The organism is Streptomyces sp. NPDC027962, from assembly GCF_055566095.1.
In genome coordinates, this window is the sequence record NZ_JBVHTA010000016.1 from 131,217 (window position 1) to 145,830 (window position 14,614).

Below are 14,614 nucleotides of genomic sequence, written 5' to 3' on the forward strand. Positions count from 1 at the left end.
GCGGGCACCGTCGCCGGTAAGGTGTCGTGCGTTGTTAACTTCAGCCCGGTGTGCCTACTGGCAGGCCGAGCGGATTTGCCTGTTACGTATTCGTCGATCCTCAATACCGTCACCTCTGACGCAGTAGCGCGGGGGTCGCAGGAGGCACCGTGCTCACCGCGTTCGCCCGGGCGTTCAAGACGCCCGACCTGCGCAAGAAGCTGCTCTTCACACTCGCCATCATCGTTCTGTACCGGCTCGGGTCCCATATCCCGGTTCCCGGAGTCAATTACCAGAACGTCCAGATCTGTGTGGATGCGGCCACGAAGGGCAACAACAGCCTGTTCGGGCTGGTGAACATGTTCAGCGGCGGAGCGCTGCTGCAGATCACCATCTTCGCGCTCGGCATCATGCCGTACATCACGGCGAGCATCATCCTGCAGCTGCTGACCGTGGTCATCCCGCGGCTGGAGGCCCTGAAGAAGGAGGGTCAGTCCGGCACGGCGAAGATCACGCAGTACACGCGTTACCTGACGGTGGCGCTCGCCGTGCTGCAGGGAACCGGCCTCGTCGCCACCGCCCGGAGCGGCGCGCTGTTCGCCAGCTGCCCGGTCGGCAACGAGATCGTGCCGGACCAGTCGATTTTCACAACCGCCGTGATGGTCATCACCATGACCGCCGGCACCGCCGCCGTCATGTGGCTCGGTGAGCTCATCACCGACCGCGGCATCGGCAACGGTATGTCGATCCTCATGTTCATCTCGATCGCCGCCGGCTTCCCTGGTGCCCTGTGGGCCATCAAGGAGAGCGGCAAGCTCGCCCAGGGCTGGATCGAGTTCGGCACGGTGATCCTGATCGGCTTCGTGATGGTGGCGCTGGTCGTTTTCGTCGAGCAGGCCCAGCGGCGCATCCCCGTGCAGTACGCGAAGCGCATGATCGGGCGGAGGTCGTACGGCGGTACGTCCACTTACATCCCGCTCAAGGTGAACCAGGCGGGTGTGATTCCCGTCATCTTCGCCTCGTCGCTGCTCTACATCCCAGCGCTCGTCGCGCAGTTCTCGAACTCGCAGTCGGGCTGGAAAACCTGGATCGAAGCCCACTTCGTCAAGGGTGACCACCCCTACTACATCGTCACGTACTTCCTTCTGATCGTGTTCTTCGCCTTCTTCTATGTGGCGATCTCGTTCAACCCCGAGGAAGTCGCGGACAACATGAAGAAGTATGGTGGCTTCATCCCGGGTATCCGGGCTGGTCGACCTACTGCCGAGTACCTGAGCTACGTGCTCAACAGGATCACTTGGCCGGGCTCGCTGTACCTGGGTCTGATTGCTCTTGTTCCGACGATGGCGTTGGCAGGCTTCGGAGGCGCGAACCAGAACTTCCCGTTCGGCGGGACGAGCATCCTCATCATCGTGGGTGTGGGTCTGGAGACCGTGAAGCAGATCGAGAGCCAGCTCCAGCAGCGCAATTACGAAGGGTTCCTCCGCTGATGCGAATCGTCCTCGTCGGGCCGCCCGGTGCCGGCAAGGGAACGCAGGCCGCGTTCCTTGCCAAGAACCTGTCGATCCCGCACATCTCCACGGGCGACCTCTTCCGCGCCAACATCTCCCAGGGCACGGAGCTCGGGAAGCAGGCGAAGGCGTACATGGACGCCGGCACCCTGGTCCCGGACGAGGTGACGATCGGGATGGCCAAGGACCGCATGTCCCAGGCGGACGCGGTGAACGGCTTCCTGCTGGACGGTTTCCCGCGCAACGTGGGCCAGGCCGTGGCGCTCGACGAGATGCTCAAGGGCGAGGGTGTCCAGCTGGACGCGGTCCTCGACCTGGAGGTCCCCGAGGACGAGGTGGTCAAGCGGATCGCCGGCCGTCGCGTCTGCCGCAACAACAGCGCGCACGTCTTCCACGTGACGTACTCCCCGGCGAAGACCGAAGGCGTCTGCGACGAGTGCGGCGGCGAGCTGTACCAGCGCGACGACGACTCCGAGGAGACCGTCCGCAAGCGGCTCGAGGTCTACCACACGCAGACCGAGCCGATCATCGACTACTACAGGGCCCAGGGCCTGGTGGTCACCATCTCCGCGCTCGGCAAGGTCAACGAGGTGACCGCCCGGGCGATGGAAGCGCTCAAGGTCGGCAAGGCCGCACAGGCCTGACCTGTTCGCACAGCCCGAGAGTTACGGCCGCGGTGTCCTCCGGACGCCGCGGCCGTATCGTTGAAAAGCCCTGAACACCTTGTCCCGGACCCCTTGTACGGAATTCCTTGTCGAGAAAGGCACGAGCCGCAATGGTGCAGATCAAGACCCCCGAGCAGATCGCGAAGATGCGTGAGGCGGGACTGGTCGTCGCCGCCATCCACGCGGCCACCCGCGAGGCCGCGGTGCCCGGCGCCACGACCAAGGACCTCGACGAGGTGGCGCGCAAGGTGATCGCCGATCACGGCGCCAAGTCGAACTTCCTCGGCTACGGAGGCTTCCCCGCCACGATCTGCACCTCGGTCAACGAGGTCGTGGTCCACGGCATCCCGGACGACAAGACCGTCCTCAAGGACGGAGACATCATCTCCATCGACTGCGGTGCGATCATCGACGGCTGGCACGGCGACGCCGCGTACACCGCCTTCGTCGGCAGCGGCCACGCTCCGGAACTCCTGGAGCTCTCCCGGGTGACCGAGGAGTCGATGTGGGCCGGCATCGCCGCGATGAGATGCGGCAACCGGCTCGTCGACATCTCCCGTGCCATCGAGACCTACATCCGCAGGCAGCCCCGCCCCGCGACGGGCAGGTACGGGATCATCGAGGACTACGGCGGCCACGGCATCGGCACCGAGATGCACATGGACCCGCATCTGCTGAATTACGTCTCGCGCAAGCGCGGCAAGGGCCCGAAGCTGGTGCCCGGTTTCTGCCTGGCGATCGAGCCGATGGTCTCCCTCGGCACGCCGCAGACCGAGGTTCTCTCCGACGACTGGACGGTCATCACGACGGACGGCACCTGGTCCTCCCACTGGGAGCACTCGGTGGCCCTCACGGAGCAGGGTCCGCTGGTGCTGACCGCCCCCGACGGAGGCAAGGCGAAGCTGGCGGAGCTGGGTGTCACCGCCGCCCCCGATCCACTGGCCTGATCCCCGGGGCTTAACGATCTTCACGCATGGGCAGACTTGGCGGATTCGTCTTTTGGATGCCCCTGACGTAGACTGATGCGTCGGCTCTCGTGTACCCGTGTGTCCGCACGCGGTGACGGGAGTCGATCAAGGTAGCCGATTCGAAAGGCGAAGCGTGGCCAAGAAGCAAGGTGCCATCGAAATCGAGGGCACCGTGATCGAGTCTCTCCCGAACGCCATGTTCAAGGTGGAGCTCCAGAACGGTCACAAGGTCCTCGCGCACATCTCCGGCAAGATGCGGATGCACTACATCCGTATCCTCCCGGACGACCGGGTCGTGGTGGAGCTCTCTCCGTACGACCTGACGCGTGGCCGGATCGTCTACCGGTACAAGTAGATCTTGTCGCACCCCCTTCGCGGGGTGTCGGCACTGACCCGGAGAACCTCACATCCCATGAAGGTCAAGCCGAGCGTCAAGAAGATCTGCGACAAGTGCAAGGTGATCCGCCGTCACGGCCGGGTCATGGTCATCTGCGACAACCTGCGCCACAAGCAGCGCCAGGGCTGACGCACGACCACCTGCACTCGCAGTTCTTCGCGCGACGCACGTAAAAACATGTACATACGCAGGGTCCGCCTGGCTTCGGTCGGCGACACCCCCGGTGGAGGCCGGGGACCTGGTCCGTACCACCCTCTCTTCAATCAAGGGTCGGCGGCCACGGAACGACTCTGCGGAAGACCTCCGCATACATCAGGAGCCATGAATGGCACGCCTTGAAGGCGTTGACCTCCCGCGCGACAAGCGCATCGAGGTCGCCCTCACGTACGTTTTCGGCATCGGCCGCACCCGGTCCCAGGAGACCCTCGCCGCCACCGGTGTCGACCCGAACGTCCGCGTTCGTGACCTGGCCGAAGAGGACCTGGTCAAGATCCGCGAGTACGTGGATGTCAACTTCCAGACGGAAGGTGACCTCCGCCGCGACATCCAGGCCAACATCCGCCGCAAGGTCGAGATCGGCTGCTACCAGGGTCTGCGTCACCGCCGCGGCCTGCCGGTCCACGGTCAGCGCACCAGCACGAACGCCCGCACCCGCAAGGGCCCGCGTCGCGCCATCGCCGGTAAGAAGAAGCCGGGCAAGAAGTAGTCCTCAGCGGACACGCTTTACCAGCGGTCTTCGCTGTAGGACCGACCACCTCCCCGTAGGAGTTATAGATGCCCCCCAAGGGTCGTCAGGGCGCTGCCAAGAAGGTGCGCCGCAAGGAAAAGAAGAACGTCGCTCACGGCCACGCGCACATCAAGAGCACGTTCAACAACACGATCGTGTCCATCACGGACCCGACCGGCAACGTGATCTCCTGGGCCTCCGCCGGCCACGTCGGCTTCAAGGGCTCGCGCAAGTCCACCCCCTTCGCCGCGCAGATGGCCGCCGAGTCGGCCGCCCGCCGCGCGCAGGAGCACGGCATGCGCAAGGTCGACGTCTTCGTCAAGGGTCCCGGCTCCGGCCGTGAGACCGCGATCCGCTCCCTCCAGGCCACCGGCCTCGAGGTCGGCTCGATCCAGGACGTCACCCCCACGCCGCACAACGGCTGCCGTCCCCCCAAGCGCCGCCGCGTCTGACGCACGGCTGCTTGTTCGGATTCGGGCGGTTCGGTGCTTCTGTGCCGGGCCGCCCGTACCCTTGCTGTAGGCAGTACCTGTAGGACGTCAAATAGCGGGCGTCCACGACAGAAGGAAACAACACCATGCTGATTGCTCAGCGCCCCTCGCTGACCGAAGAGGTCGTCGACGAGTACCGCTCGCGGTTCGTCATCGAGCCCCTGGAGCCGGGTTTCGGCTACACCCTCGGCAACTCCCTGCGCCGTACGCTCCTCTCCTCGATCCCGGGTGCGGCGGTCACGTCCATCCGCATCGACGGTGTCCTGCACGAGTTCACCACCGTGCCGGGCGTCAAGGAGGACGTCACCGACCTCATCCTGAACATCAAGCAGCTGGTCGTCTCCTCGGAGCACGACGAGCCGGTCGTGATGTACCTGCGCAAGCAGGGCCCCGGCCTGGTCACCGCTGCTGACATCGCCCCGCCGGCCGGTGTCGAGGTGCACAACCCCGACCTGGTGCTGGCCACGCTCAACGGCAAGGGCAAGCTGGAGATGGAGCTGACCGTCGAGCGCGGTCGTGGCTACGTCTCCGCCGTGCAGAACAAGCAGGTGGGCCAGGAGATCGGCCGTATCCCGGTCGACTCCATCTACTCCCCGGTCCTCAAGGTCACCTACAAGGTCGAGGCGACCCGAGTCGAGCAGCGCACCGACTTCGACAAGCTGATCGTCGACGTCGAGACCAAGCAGGCCATGCGCCCGCGTGACGCCATGGCGTCGGCCGGCAAGACCCTGGTCGAGCTGTTCGGTCTGGCCCGTGAGCTCAACATCGACGCCGAGGGCATCGACATGGGCCCGTCCCCCACGGACGCCGCCCTTGCCGCCGACCTCGCGCTGCCGATCGAGGAGCTCGAGCTCACCGTTCGTTCGTACAACTGCCTCAAGCGCGAGGGCATCCACTCCGTGGGTGAGCTCGTGGCGCGTTCCGAGGCCGACCTGCTCGACATCCGCAACTTCGGTGCGAAGTCGATCGACGAGGTCAAGGCGAAGCTGGCCGGCATGGGCCTGGCCCTGAAGGACAGCCCGCCCGGATTCGACCCGACCGCCGCCGCCGACGCCTTCGGCGCCGACGACGACGCGGACGCCGGTTTCGTCGAGACCGAGCAGTACTGAGTCTGAGCCGGGCCTGCGGGCCCGGCCCCACTTCCGGCGGGCGTCCGTCCACCGGTAACTGACACCGGTACCTGATACGGCCGGTGCAGATCACAAGGAGAAACCCATGCCGCGTCCCACCAAGGGAGCCCGTTTCGGTGGCAGCGCCGCTCACGAGAAGCTGCTTCTCGCGAACCTGGCGAAGTCGCTGTTCGAGCACGGCCGCATCACCACGACCGAGGCCAAGGCCCGCCGCCTGCGTCCGGTCGCCGAGCGCCTGATCACCAAGGCGAAGAAGGGCGACATCCACAACCGTCGCCTGGTGCTGCAGACGATCACGGACAAGGGCATCGTGCACACGCTCTTCACCGAGATCGCCCCGCGTTACGCGGAGCGTCCGGGCGGCTACACCCGCATCACCAAGGTCGGCAACCGTCGCGGCGACAACGCCCCGATGGCTGTGATCGAGCTGGTCGAGGGTGAGATCGCGAAGAAGGCGACCGTCGCCGAGGCCGAGGCCGCCACCAAGCGTGCGGTCAAGGAGTCCGAGGAGGCCAAGGCCGAGGACACCAAGGCCGACGAGGCTGCCGAGGCTCCGGCCGAAGAGTCGAAGGACGCCTGAACCGCGTTCTGAAGGCTTTACGACGGGCCCGTATTCCCCTCGGGGGTACGGGCCCGTTCTGCTTGAGAGGATGGATCGCGTGAGCGACGAGGTGGAGCCCGGTCACGTCCGGGTGCGACTGGATCTTTCGTACGACGGCAAGGACTTCTCCGGCTGGGCGAAGCAGGCCGGCGGGCGGCGGACCGTGCAGGGCGAGATCGAGGACGCGCTGCGTACGGTGACGCGCTCGTCCCGGACGTACGAGCTGACGGTCGCCGGGCGTACGGACGCAGGGGTGCATGCGCGTGGGCAGGTGGCGCACGTGGACCTGCCGGAGGACGTCTGGGCAGAGCACCGCGACAAGCTGCTCAAGCGGCTCGCGGGGCGGCTCTCACGCGATGTGCGCATCTGGAGCGTGGCCGAGGCGCCCGAGGGCTTCAACGCGCGGTTCTCGGCGATCTGGCGGCGGTACGCGTACCGCGTGACGGACAACCCCGGCGGCGTCGACCCGCTGCTGCGCGGCCATGTGCTGTGGCACGACTGGCCGTTGGACGTGGCGGCGATGAACGCCGCCGCGCAAGGGCTGGTCGGCGAGCACGACTTCGCGGCCTACTGCAAGAAGCGTGACGGCGCCACGACCATCCGTACCCTGCAGCGGCTGTCCTGGGAGAGGGACGCCTCCGGGGTCGTCACCGCCACCGTGAAGGCCGACGCCTTCTGCCACAACATGGTGCGCTCGCTGGTCGGCGCGCTGCTGTTCGTCGGCGACGGGCACCGGCCGGTGGAATGGCCCGCGAAGGTGCTGGCCGCGGGCGTGCGGGACTCGGCCGTCCATGTCGTGCGCCCGCACGGGCTCACGCTCGAGGAGGTCGGCTATCCGGCGGACGAGCTGCTGGCCGCCCGCAACCAGGAGGCCCGCAACAGGCGTTCGCTGCCGGCGGCTCGCGCCGTCCCGCTACTGGGCGGGTGCGCCGGCTGCGGCTGAGGCCTGCGCCTCGCCGCGCCGTCTGATCTGACGGAACGTGAACTCGCCCAGGTCGTCGCCCGTCTGGTACGCCGCGGTGTCGCCCTGGGTGACGGACTTGGCCTTGGTGTAGCCGGTGATGGTGGCGTAGAAGTACCGCCCGTACGAGTTGAAGGTGGACCGGCAGACCGGGCCGCCCTTGCAGAACGCGGGGACGCCGGAGCCCGTCAGCGGCACGACGCTGCCCGACGCCTGCTCCACGGCCTTCTTGGCCTTCGCCTCGTTCTCGAAGGTCGCGACGCCGATGGTGACCGCGATGCCGTCCTTGCTGTAAGTGGCGCGGAAGACCTGGTCGCAGCCGTTCTTCTCGAGCACGGAGCCGAGGGCGCCCTTGGTGACGGAGCCGCAGTTGCCGGTGCGTGACGTGGCGCCCTTGTCGTAGACACGGTCGCCCATCGTCAGCTTCTTGCCGGGGAAGAGGGATTCGGCGCTCAGTGGCAGCGTGTCCTTGTTCCGCTCGGAGATGAACTCCTTGGGGTTCGGCGGGGGCAGCGGGGCCACGGAGGAGAAGGACGGCTCGGGCTGGGTCGTGTCCGCGGGCAGTTCGGGCGGCGCGGGGAGACTGGAGCTCTTGTCGGAGGCGCTGTTGTCGCTGTCCTTGTTGGACGAGACGATGGCGGTCGCGACGGCGCCGGCGACCAGCGCGGTCGCGAGCGCGCCGCCGCCGATCATGAGCCAGCGCCTGCGGCGGGTACGGGCGGCCGAGGCGTCGGCGAGCGCGGCCCAGTCCGGCGTGCCCGCGTCACTGTCGGACCGGCTGCCGAACGGGTCGAAGGACTGCTGTCCGTACTGCCCCTGACCGTACTGGTTCTGCCCGAATTGGCCCTGGCTGTGCGGGCCCTGGTCGTAGGGGTCCTGGTTCTGTCCGCCGGAACCCCACTGAGGTCCCCCGTGCCCAAAGCTCATGCCGCGCATCCTAAACCTGTTGGGCGAAACCGGGGTCGGCGGTCAGAATCGGGCCATGGGACATGTGGAAGCGGCGCATCTGGAGTACTACCTACCGGATGGGCGGGTGCTCCTCTCGGATGCGTCGTTCCGGGTCGGTGACGGCGCGGTCGCGGCGCTGGTGGGAGCCAACGGCGCCGGCAAGACGACGCTGCTGCGGCTCATCGCGGGGGAGATCCAGCCGCATGGAGGCTCCGTCACCGTGAGCGGAGGGCTCGGGGTGATGCGGCAGTTCGTCGGCTCGGTGCGCGACGAGCGCACGGTCCGGGACCTGCTCGTGTCGGTGGCCCAGCCGCGGATCAGGGAGGCGGCGGCAGCGGTCGACGCCGCCGAGCACGCGATCATGACCGTCGACGACGAGGCCGCGCAGATGCGGTACGCGCAGGCGCTGAGCGACTGGGCGGAGGCGCGTGGCTACGAGGCGGAGACCGTCTGGGACATGTGCACCATGGCGGCGCTGGGCGTGCCGTACGAGAAGGCGCAGTGGCGCGAGGTGCGGACGCTGTCCGGGGGAGAGCAGAAGCGGCTCGTGCTGGAGGCGCTGCTGCGCGGGCCCGACGAGGTGCTGCTGCTCGACGAGCCCGACAACTATTTGGACGTGCCGGGAAAGCGGTGGCTCGAGGACCGGCTGAAGGAGACCCGTAAGACGGTCCTCTTCGTCTCCCACGACAGGGAGCTGCTGGCCAGGGCGGCCGAGCGGATCGTGGCCGTGGAGCCGGGCCCAGCCGGGTCGGACGTATGGGTGCACGGAGCCGGCTTCGCCACGTTCCATGACGCGCGGCGGGAGCGGTTCGCCCGCTTCGAGGAGCTGAAGCGGCGCTGGGACGAGGAGCACGCCCGGCTGAAGGCCCTGGTGTTGCGGCTGCGGCAGCAGGCGGCGAACAGCCCCGACATGGCTTCGCGGTACCGGGCGATGCAGACGCGTTTCAAGAAGTTCGAGGAGGCCGGACCGCCGCCGGAGCCGCCGCGCGAGCAGGACATCACGATGCGGCTCAAGGGCGGGCGTACCGGCGTGCGCGCGCTGACCTGCACCGATCTTGAGCTCACCGGTCTGATGAAGCCGTTCTCCCTGGAGATCTTCTACGGCGAGCGGGTCGCCGTCCTCGGCTCGAACGGCTCCGGGAAGTCGCACTTCCTGCGGCTGCTGGCGGGGGACGCGGTCGCGCACACGGGGCAGTGGAAGCTCGGCGCGCGCGTGGTGCCCGGGCATTTCGCCCAGACCCACGCCCACCCGGAGCTGCTGGGCCGCACCCTGGTCGACATCCTGTGGACGGAACACGCCAAGGACCGGGGCGGGGCGATGTCGGTCCTGCGCCGGTACGAGCTGGAACGCCAGGGCGACCAGGCGTTCGAGAAGCTGTCGGGCGGCCAGCAGGCGCGCTTCCAGATCCTGCTGCTGGAGCTGCAAGGCACGACCGCGCTGCTCCTGGACGAACCGACGGACAACCTGGACCTGGAGTCCGCGGAGGCGCTCCAGGAGGGCCTGGAGTCGTACGAGGGCACTGTTGTGGCGGTGACGCACGACCGCTGGTTCGCACGCTCCTTCGACCGGTATCTGGTGTTCGGCTCGGACGGAGTGGTCCGGGAGACGCCGGCGCCGGTGTGGGACGAGCGGAGGGTGGAGCGGGCGCGGTAGCTCCGCCGCGGGAGGGGGCCGCGAGAGGCGAGTGGGACCCGGTTTTGACCCGCCAGGGGCTGCGCGGGTATTCTGCTGGTTCGTTATGCGTATTGGCTTGCTCTATCTCACGTGAGGGGCCCTTACGCCGGTCCACCGGGCCGATGACCAGCGGCAGGCATTCGGGTTGCGTCCCCGCGTGCCGCCAGGGCTGTCGTGATCGTCCGGGTGGCCTTGTCAGGACCACACTCACTGAAGAAGCGAAGGCTACGACCGTGCGTACGTACAGCCCCAAGCCCGGCGATGTGACGCGCCAGTGGCACATCATCGACGCGCAGGACATCGTCCTGGGCCGTCTGGCGACCACCGCCGCTACCCTTCTCCGGGGCAAGCACAAGCCGATCTACGCGCCGCACGTTGATGCCGGTGACTTCGTCATCGTCATCAACGCCGAGAAGGTGCACCTCTCCGGCAACAAGCGGACCCAGAAGATGGCGTACCGCCACTCCGGCTACCCGGGTGGTCTGCGTTCCATCCGTTACGACGAGCTGCTCGAGAAGAGCCCCGAGAAGGCCATCGAGAAGGCCGTCAAGGGCATGCTCCCCAAGAACACCCTGGGCCGTCAGATGCTCTCGAAGCTGAAGGTCTACGCGGGCGAGAACCACCCGCACGCTGCCCAGCAGCCGGTCCCGTTCGAGATCACCCAGGTCGCGCAGTAAGTCCGGCCACCCCCTAAGACGAAAAGAATCTGAGGAGAATCGTGGCCGAGACCACTGTTGAGACCCCCGTCGAGGGCGAAGAGACCTACGCGGAGGTCACCACCTTCGAGTCGGACGCCCCGGTCGAGGGTGAGTACACCTCCGAGTCCATGGCTTCCCGCTTCGGCGAGCCCCAGCCGGCCGCCGGCCTGGGCCGCCGCAAGAACGCCATTGCCCGCGTCCGGATCGTTCCGGGCACCGGCAAGTGGAAGATCAACGGTCGCACCCTCGAGGACTACTTCCCGAACAAGGTGCACCAGCAGGAAGTCAACGAGCCCTTCAAGGTGCTCGAGCTCGACAACCGCTACGACGTCATCGCCCGCATCTCGGGTGGCGGCGTCTCCGGCCAGGCCGGCGCCCTGCGCCTCGGTGTGGCCCGTGCGCTGAACGAGGCGGACGTGGACAACAACCGCGGCGCGCTCAAGAAGGCCGGCTTCCTCTCCCGCGACGACCGTGCGGTCGAGCGCAAGAAGGCCGGTCTCAAGAAGGCCCGTAAGGCCCCGCAGTACAGCAAGCGCTAAATCGCAGGCTGCCTGCAGATCCCTGTACGGCTTTTCGTTCGCCCCGGCGGCACTCGTGCTGCCGGGGCGTTCGTTTATCGACTGCCTCGGACGAGAATGGTCCGAGCATTCAGCATTCTCGGAGGACAACTGTGGGACGACTCTTCGGCACGGACGGTGTACGCGGTGTCGCCAACGCCGACCTGACGGCGGAGCTCGCGCTCGGCCTGTCGGTCGCGGCGGCGCACGTGCTCGCCGAAGCGGGTACGTTCGCGGGCCACCGCCCGACCGCGGTCGTCGGCCGCGACCCGCGCGCATCCGGAGAGTTCCTGGAGGCCGCCGTCGTGGCGGGCCTGGCGAGCGCGGGCGTCGACGTACTGCGTGTCGGCGTGCTGCCGACGCCGGCCGTCGCGTACCTGACCGGCGCGCTCGGCGCGGACCTCGGCGTGATGCTCTCCGCGAGCCACAACGCCATGCCGGACAACGGCATCAAGTTCTTCGCGCGCGGCGGTCACAAGCTGGCCGACGAGCTCGAGGACCGCATCGAGCAGGTCTACGACCAGCACCGGACCGGCGAGCCGTGGGAGCGGCCCACGGGCGCGGGCGTCGGGCGCGTGACGGACTACGACGAGGGCTTCGACAAGTACGTCGCACACCTCATCGCCGTACTCCCGAACCGGCTCGACGGCCTGAAGGTCGTCCTCGACGAGGCGCACGGCGCCGCATCACGCGTGTCGCCGGAGGCGTTCGCGCGGGCCGGGGCGGAGGTCGTCACGATCGGCGCGGAGCCCGACGGCCTCAACATCAACGACGGCTGCGGCTCGACCCACCTGGACCTGCTGAAGGCCGCCGTCGTCGAGCACGGCGCCGACCTCGGCATCGCCCACGACGGCGACGCGGACCGCTGCCTCGCGGTCGACGCGCAGGGCAGCGAGATCGACGGCGACCAGATCCTCGCCGTCCTGGCGCTCGCCATGCGCGAGGCCGGGACGCTGCGCGGCAACACGGTCGTCGCCACGGTCATGTCCAACCTCGGCTTCAAGCTGGCGATGGAGCGCGAGGGCGTCGAGCTGGTGCAGACCGCGGTCGGCGACCGGTACGTCCTGGAGGCCATGAAGGCCCGCGGCTTCGGGCTCGGTGGCGAGCAGTCCGGCCACGTCATCGTGCTCGACCACGCGACGACCGGCGACGGCACGCTGACCGGTCTGATGCTCGCGGCCCGTGTCGCCGCGACGGGCCGTTCGCTGGACGAGCTGGTCCGCGTGATGGAGCGCCTGCCGCAGGTCCTCGTCAACGTCCCCGACGTGGACAAGTCCCGGGTGCAGACCTCCGCCGAGCTGGCGCACGCCGTCACGGAGGCCGAGCGCGAGCTCGGCTCGACCGGCCGCGTGCTGCTGCGCCCCTCGGGCACCGAGCCGTTGGTGCGGGTCATGGTCGAGGCCGCCGACATCGAGCAGGCGCGGAGCGTGGCGGGCCGGCTGGCCGACGCGGTGAAGTCCGCGCTCGGCTAGGACGTCTCGAGCGACAGCGCAGGGTGGAGGGCCCGTACGGTCACGTACGGGCCCTCTGCCGGCTTCGGTACCAGAAGTACTTCTGCGCGAGCAGCGAGACTCCTAGAGTTTGCGCAGTGACAGCCGCTGCACCTTGTGGTCGGGGCCCTTGCGCAGCACCAGCGTGGCGCGGCCGCGCGTCGGCGCCACATTTTCCAGCAGGTTGGGCTTGTTGATGGTGCGCCACATGGTGCGGGCGTAGTCGAGCGCCTCCTCCTCGGAGACCTGGGTGTACTTCCTGAAGTAGGAGAACGGGTTCTGGAACGCCGTCTCCCGCAGCTTGCGGAAACGGTTGAGGTACCAGGTCTCGATGTCCTCCGCCCGCGCGTCGACGTACACACTGAAGTCGAAGTAGTCGGCGAGACCCACCCGCGTGCGGCCGTCCTTGCCGGGCAGCGCGGGCTGCAGCACGTTGAGCCCCTCGACGATCAATATGTCCGGGCGGCGCACGGTCAGGCGCTCGTCCGGAACGATGTCGTAGATCAGGTGCGAGTAGACGGGGGCGGTGACCTCGTCCTTGCCGGCCTTGATGTCGGCGACGAACCGGGTCAGCGCCCGGCGGTCGTACGACTCGGGGAAGCCCTTGCGGGACATCAGACCGCGGGCCTGAAGCTCCTTCATGGGCAGCAGGAACCCGTCGGTGGTGACGAGCTCGACCCGCGGATGCTCGGGCCAGCGTGCCAGCAGGGCCTGGAGAAGCCGGGCCACGGTGGACTTGCCGACGGCGACGGACCCGGCGACGCCTATGACGAAGGGCGTGCCGCGCTGCTCACCGTGCCCGTTGCCGGCGTCGCCGAGGAACGTATTGAGTGCGCCGCGCAGACCGGCGCTGGCCTGGACGTAGAGGTTGAGGAGCCGGGACAGCGGGAGGTAGACGTCCCGCACCTCGTCGAGGTCGATGACGTCGCCGAGACCGCGGAGCCGCTCGACCTCCTCGGCGGTGAGGGGCAGCGGCGTTTTCTCGCGCAGGGCGCTCCACTCCGCGCGGGTGAGGTCGACGTACGGCGTCGACGCGTGCTCGGCCCGGCGGTGGGCGCTTCGTGGCGGCGAAGTGATCACAGGGCCATTGTCGTGCGTACGGCTCGGTTATGGGTGGTGTGCTCGGTCACGCGGGGCCGGGTGCTCCACGGCGGAATGCAGTGGCGTGCATCACAGTCATGGGGCAGGCGGGCGCCGAACCGCGACATCCGTGAACCTTCGAGGGTGCTTTCTGACGTACATGATCCGGGCGGAAGGCCTGGCCAAGCCTTTCCAGGGGACCGGAGCGCCGGCGGGTGTCGACCTCGCGGCTCTGCTGGGCTTCCGCACGACCGGCGGTTCCGGGCGCTTCCAACTGGTGTTTCTATCGGCTGGCGACGCGGGCGTACCGGGCGAAGGCGCGACCGGGTCGCCGCGGGGCGCTGAAACGCGCGGGCGCGCCCACCGGGTGTGGTGGACGCGCCCACTGCTTGCGGTTCGGGGTGCGGTCATGCGGTTCGGCGTGAGGTCAGCCGAAGGCCTTCTTCGCCTCCCAGCCGCCGACGATCACGGTGGTGCCGGCGCCCGTGTCGGTCGCCGACGGCTTGTAGAAGCGGACTTTGCCTGCTGAGTCCAGCGCCCAGATGTCCGGGATGCCGTCACCGGTGACGTCCGGCGTTCCCGTCATCATCGGGATGTTGGTGCTGGTCCAGCCGGTGCCGTACTCCGCGTCGACGCCCTTCTGAACCGTTCCGGGTTCGGTAGAGACTTTAGATTGTGGTTGTGACCTGGGGTTTCGGGGTTGTGCGGTAGTAGTTGGTCTCGTATTCGACGGGTG

17 protein-coding genes are annotated in these 14,614 nt (G+C 68.0%); 14 read left to right on the top strand and 3 right to left on the bottom strand.

Translation table 11 applies throughout. The features are described from left to right. The first annotated feature begins 149 nt into the window (after nt 1-149). The 10 genes from secY to truA all read left to right on the top strand — a co-directional run bounded on the left by secY (nt 150) and on the right by truA (nt 7,412). Complete coding sequence (gene secY, locus ACZ4SA_RS17580) at nt 150-1,469, top strand: preprotein translocase subunit SecY (RefSeq protein WP_468275096.1); 1,320 nt, start codon at nt 150-152, stop codon at nt 1,467-1,469. After that, a complete protein-coding gene (locus tag ACZ4SA_RS17585) occupies nt 1,469-2,134 on the top strand; it encodes an adenylate kinase (protein WP_468275099.1) in 666 nt (221 codons plus the stop codon). Before secY ends, ACZ4SA_RS17585 begins: the two co-directional genes overlap by 1 nt. Before the next feature lie 131 nt (nt 2,135-2,265). After that, complete coding sequence (gene map / locus ACZ4SA_RS17590; protein ID WP_468275102.1) at nt 2,266-3,102, top strand: type I methionyl aminopeptidase; 837 nt, start codon at nt 2,266-2,268, stop codon at nt 3,100-3,102. A gap of 154 nt (nt 3,103-3,256) precedes the next feature. Continuing rightward, nucleotides 3,257-3,478 carry a translation initiation factor IF-1 gene (gene infA / locus ACZ4SA_RS17595; protein WP_003956442.1) on the top strand — a complete coding sequence of 74 codons (222 nt, stop codon included), beginning with the start codon at nt 3,257-3,259 and terminating at the stop codon, nt 3,476-3,478. Between the two features lie 57 nt (nt 3,479-3,535). Next, nucleotides 3,536-3,649: a 50S ribosomal protein L36 gene (rpmJ, locus tag ACZ4SA_RS17600; protein WP_003956441.1), complete on the top strand. Its 114-nt coding sequence runs from the start codon at nt 3,536-3,538 to the stop codon at nt 3,647-3,649. 196 nt (nt 3,650-3,845) lie between these two features. Beyond that, nucleotides 3,846-4,226: a 30S ribosomal protein S13 gene (gene rpsM / locus ACZ4SA_RS17605; protein ID WP_159688557.1), complete on the top strand. Its 381-nt coding sequence runs from the start codon at nt 3,846-3,848 to the stop codon at nt 4,224-4,226. Between the two features lie 68 nt (nt 4,227-4,294). Continuing rightward, nucleotides 4,295-4,699, top strand: coding sequence for a 30S ribosomal protein S11 (gene rpsK, locus ACZ4SA_RS17610; protein ID WP_003948617.1), 405 nt, complete (start codon nt 4,295-4,297; stop codon nt 4,697-4,699). A 125-nt stretch (nt 4,700-4,824) separates the two neighbouring features. Next, a complete protein-coding gene (locus tag ACZ4SA_RS17615; RefSeq protein WP_003956430.1) occupies nt 4,825-5,847 on the top strand; it encodes a DNA-directed RNA polymerase subunit alpha in 1,023 nt (340 codons plus the stop codon). Nucleotides 5,848-5,953: 106 nt separating this feature from the next. Beyond that, nucleotides 5,954-6,448, top strand: coding sequence for a 50S ribosomal protein L17 (gene rplQ / locus ACZ4SA_RS17620; protein ID WP_468275104.1), 495 nt, complete (start codon nt 5,954-5,956; stop codon nt 6,446-6,448). Between the two features lie 79 nt (nt 6,449-6,527). Further along, a complete protein-coding gene (gene truA, locus ACZ4SA_RS17625; RefSeq protein WP_468275106.1) occupies nt 6,528-7,412 on the top strand; it encodes a tRNA pseudouridine(38-40) synthase TruA in 885 nt (294 codons plus the stop codon). Here truA and ACZ4SA_RS17630 read toward each other — a convergent pair. After that, the gene (locus ACZ4SA_RS17630) at nt 7,383-8,357 is read right to left on the bottom strand and encodes a hypothetical protein (RefSeq protein ID WP_468275108.1); all 975 of its coding nucleotides are present in this window, start codon (nt 8,355-8,357) and stop codon (nt 7,383-7,385) included. The genes truA and ACZ4SA_RS17630 overlap by 30 nt on opposite strands. Nucleotides 8,358-8,412: 55 nt before the next feature. On the opposite strand from ACZ4SA_RS17630, the gene ACZ4SA_RS17635 reads away from it, so the two are divergent. The 4 genes from ACZ4SA_RS17635 to glmM all read left to right on the top strand — a co-directional run bounded on the left by ACZ4SA_RS17635 (nt 8,413) and on the right by glmM (nt 12,780). Beyond that, on the top strand, nt 8,413-10,032 hold the full coding sequence (locus tag ACZ4SA_RS17635; protein ID WP_468275111.1) for an ABC-F family ATP-binding cassette domain-containing protein: 1,620 nt from the start codon (nt 8,413-8,415) through the stop codon (nt 10,030-10,032). A gap of 254 nt (nt 10,033-10,286) precedes the next feature. Then, a complete protein-coding gene (rplM, locus tag ACZ4SA_RS17640) occupies nt 10,287-10,730 on the top strand; it encodes a 50S ribosomal protein L13 (RefSeq protein WP_468275113.1) in 444 nt (147 codons plus the stop codon). Between the two features lie 41 nt (nt 10,731-10,771). Then, nucleotides 10,772-11,290 (top strand): 30S ribosomal protein S9, encoded by a 519-nt coding sequence (gene rpsI / locus ACZ4SA_RS17645; protein ID WP_356631638.1) that lies wholly within the window; start codon nt 10,772-10,774, stop codon nt 11,288-11,290. A 131-nt stretch (nt 11,291-11,421) separates the two neighbouring features. Further along, nucleotides 11,422-12,780: a phosphoglucosamine mutase gene (gene glmM / locus ACZ4SA_RS17650; protein ID WP_468275116.1), complete on the top strand. Its 1,359-nt coding sequence runs from the start codon at nt 11,422-11,424 to the stop codon at nt 12,778-12,780. 102 nt (nt 12,781-12,882) lie between these two features. Here the strand turns inward: glmM and coaA are convergent, their stop codons facing one another. Beyond that, nucleotides 12,883-13,878 (bottom strand): type I pantothenate kinase, encoded by a 996-nt coding sequence (coaA, locus tag ACZ4SA_RS17655; RefSeq protein WP_356631632.1) that lies wholly within the window; start codon nt 13,876-13,878, stop codon nt 12,883-12,885. Between the two features lie 427 nt (nt 13,879-14,305). Further along, a partial coding sequence (locus tag ACZ4SA_RS17660; RefSeq protein WP_468275119.1) for a hypothetical protein occupies nt 14,306-14,614 on the bottom strand: 309 nt, incomplete at its 5' end.

What these genes read in the sequence shown, in the direction of transcription:
- ACZ4SA_RS17585 (WP_468275099.1), top strand. Translation starts at nt 1,469, where the DNA reads ATGCGAATCGTCCTCGTCGGGCCGCCCGGTGCCGGCAAGGGAACGCAG.
- map (WP_468275102.1), top strand. Translation starts at nt 2,266, where the DNA reads ATGGTGCAGATCAAGACCCCCGAGCAGATCGCGAAGATGCGTGAGGCG.
- rpmJ (WP_003956441.1), top strand. Translation starts at nt 3,536, where the DNA reads ATGAAGGTCAAGCCGAGCGTCAAGAAGATCTGCGACAAGTGCAAGGTG.
- rpsM (WP_159688557.1), top strand. Translation starts at nt 3,846, where the DNA reads ATGGCACGCCTTGAAGGCGTTGACCTCCCGCGCGACAAGCGCATCGAG.
- rpsK (WP_003948617.1), top strand. Translation starts at nt 4,295, where the DNA reads ATGCCCCCCAAGGGTCGTCAGGGCGCTGCCAAGAAGGTGCGCCGCAAG.
- ACZ4SA_RS17615 (WP_003956430.1), top strand. Translation starts at nt 4,825, where the DNA reads ATGCTGATTGCTCAGCGCCCCTCGCTGACCGAAGAGGTCGTCGACGAG.
- rplQ (WP_468275104.1), top strand. Translation starts at nt 5,954, where the DNA reads ATGCCGCGTCCCACCAAGGGAGCCCGTTTCGGTGGCAGCGCCGCTCAC.
- ACZ4SA_RS17630 (WP_468275108.1), bottom strand. Translation starts at nt 8,357, where the DNA reads ATGAGCTTTGGGCACGGGGGACCTCAGTGGGGTTCCGGCGGACAGAAC.
- ACZ4SA_RS17635 (WP_468275111.1), top strand. Translation starts at nt 8,413, where the DNA reads ATGGGACATGTGGAAGCGGCGCATCTGGAGTACTACCTACCGGATGGG.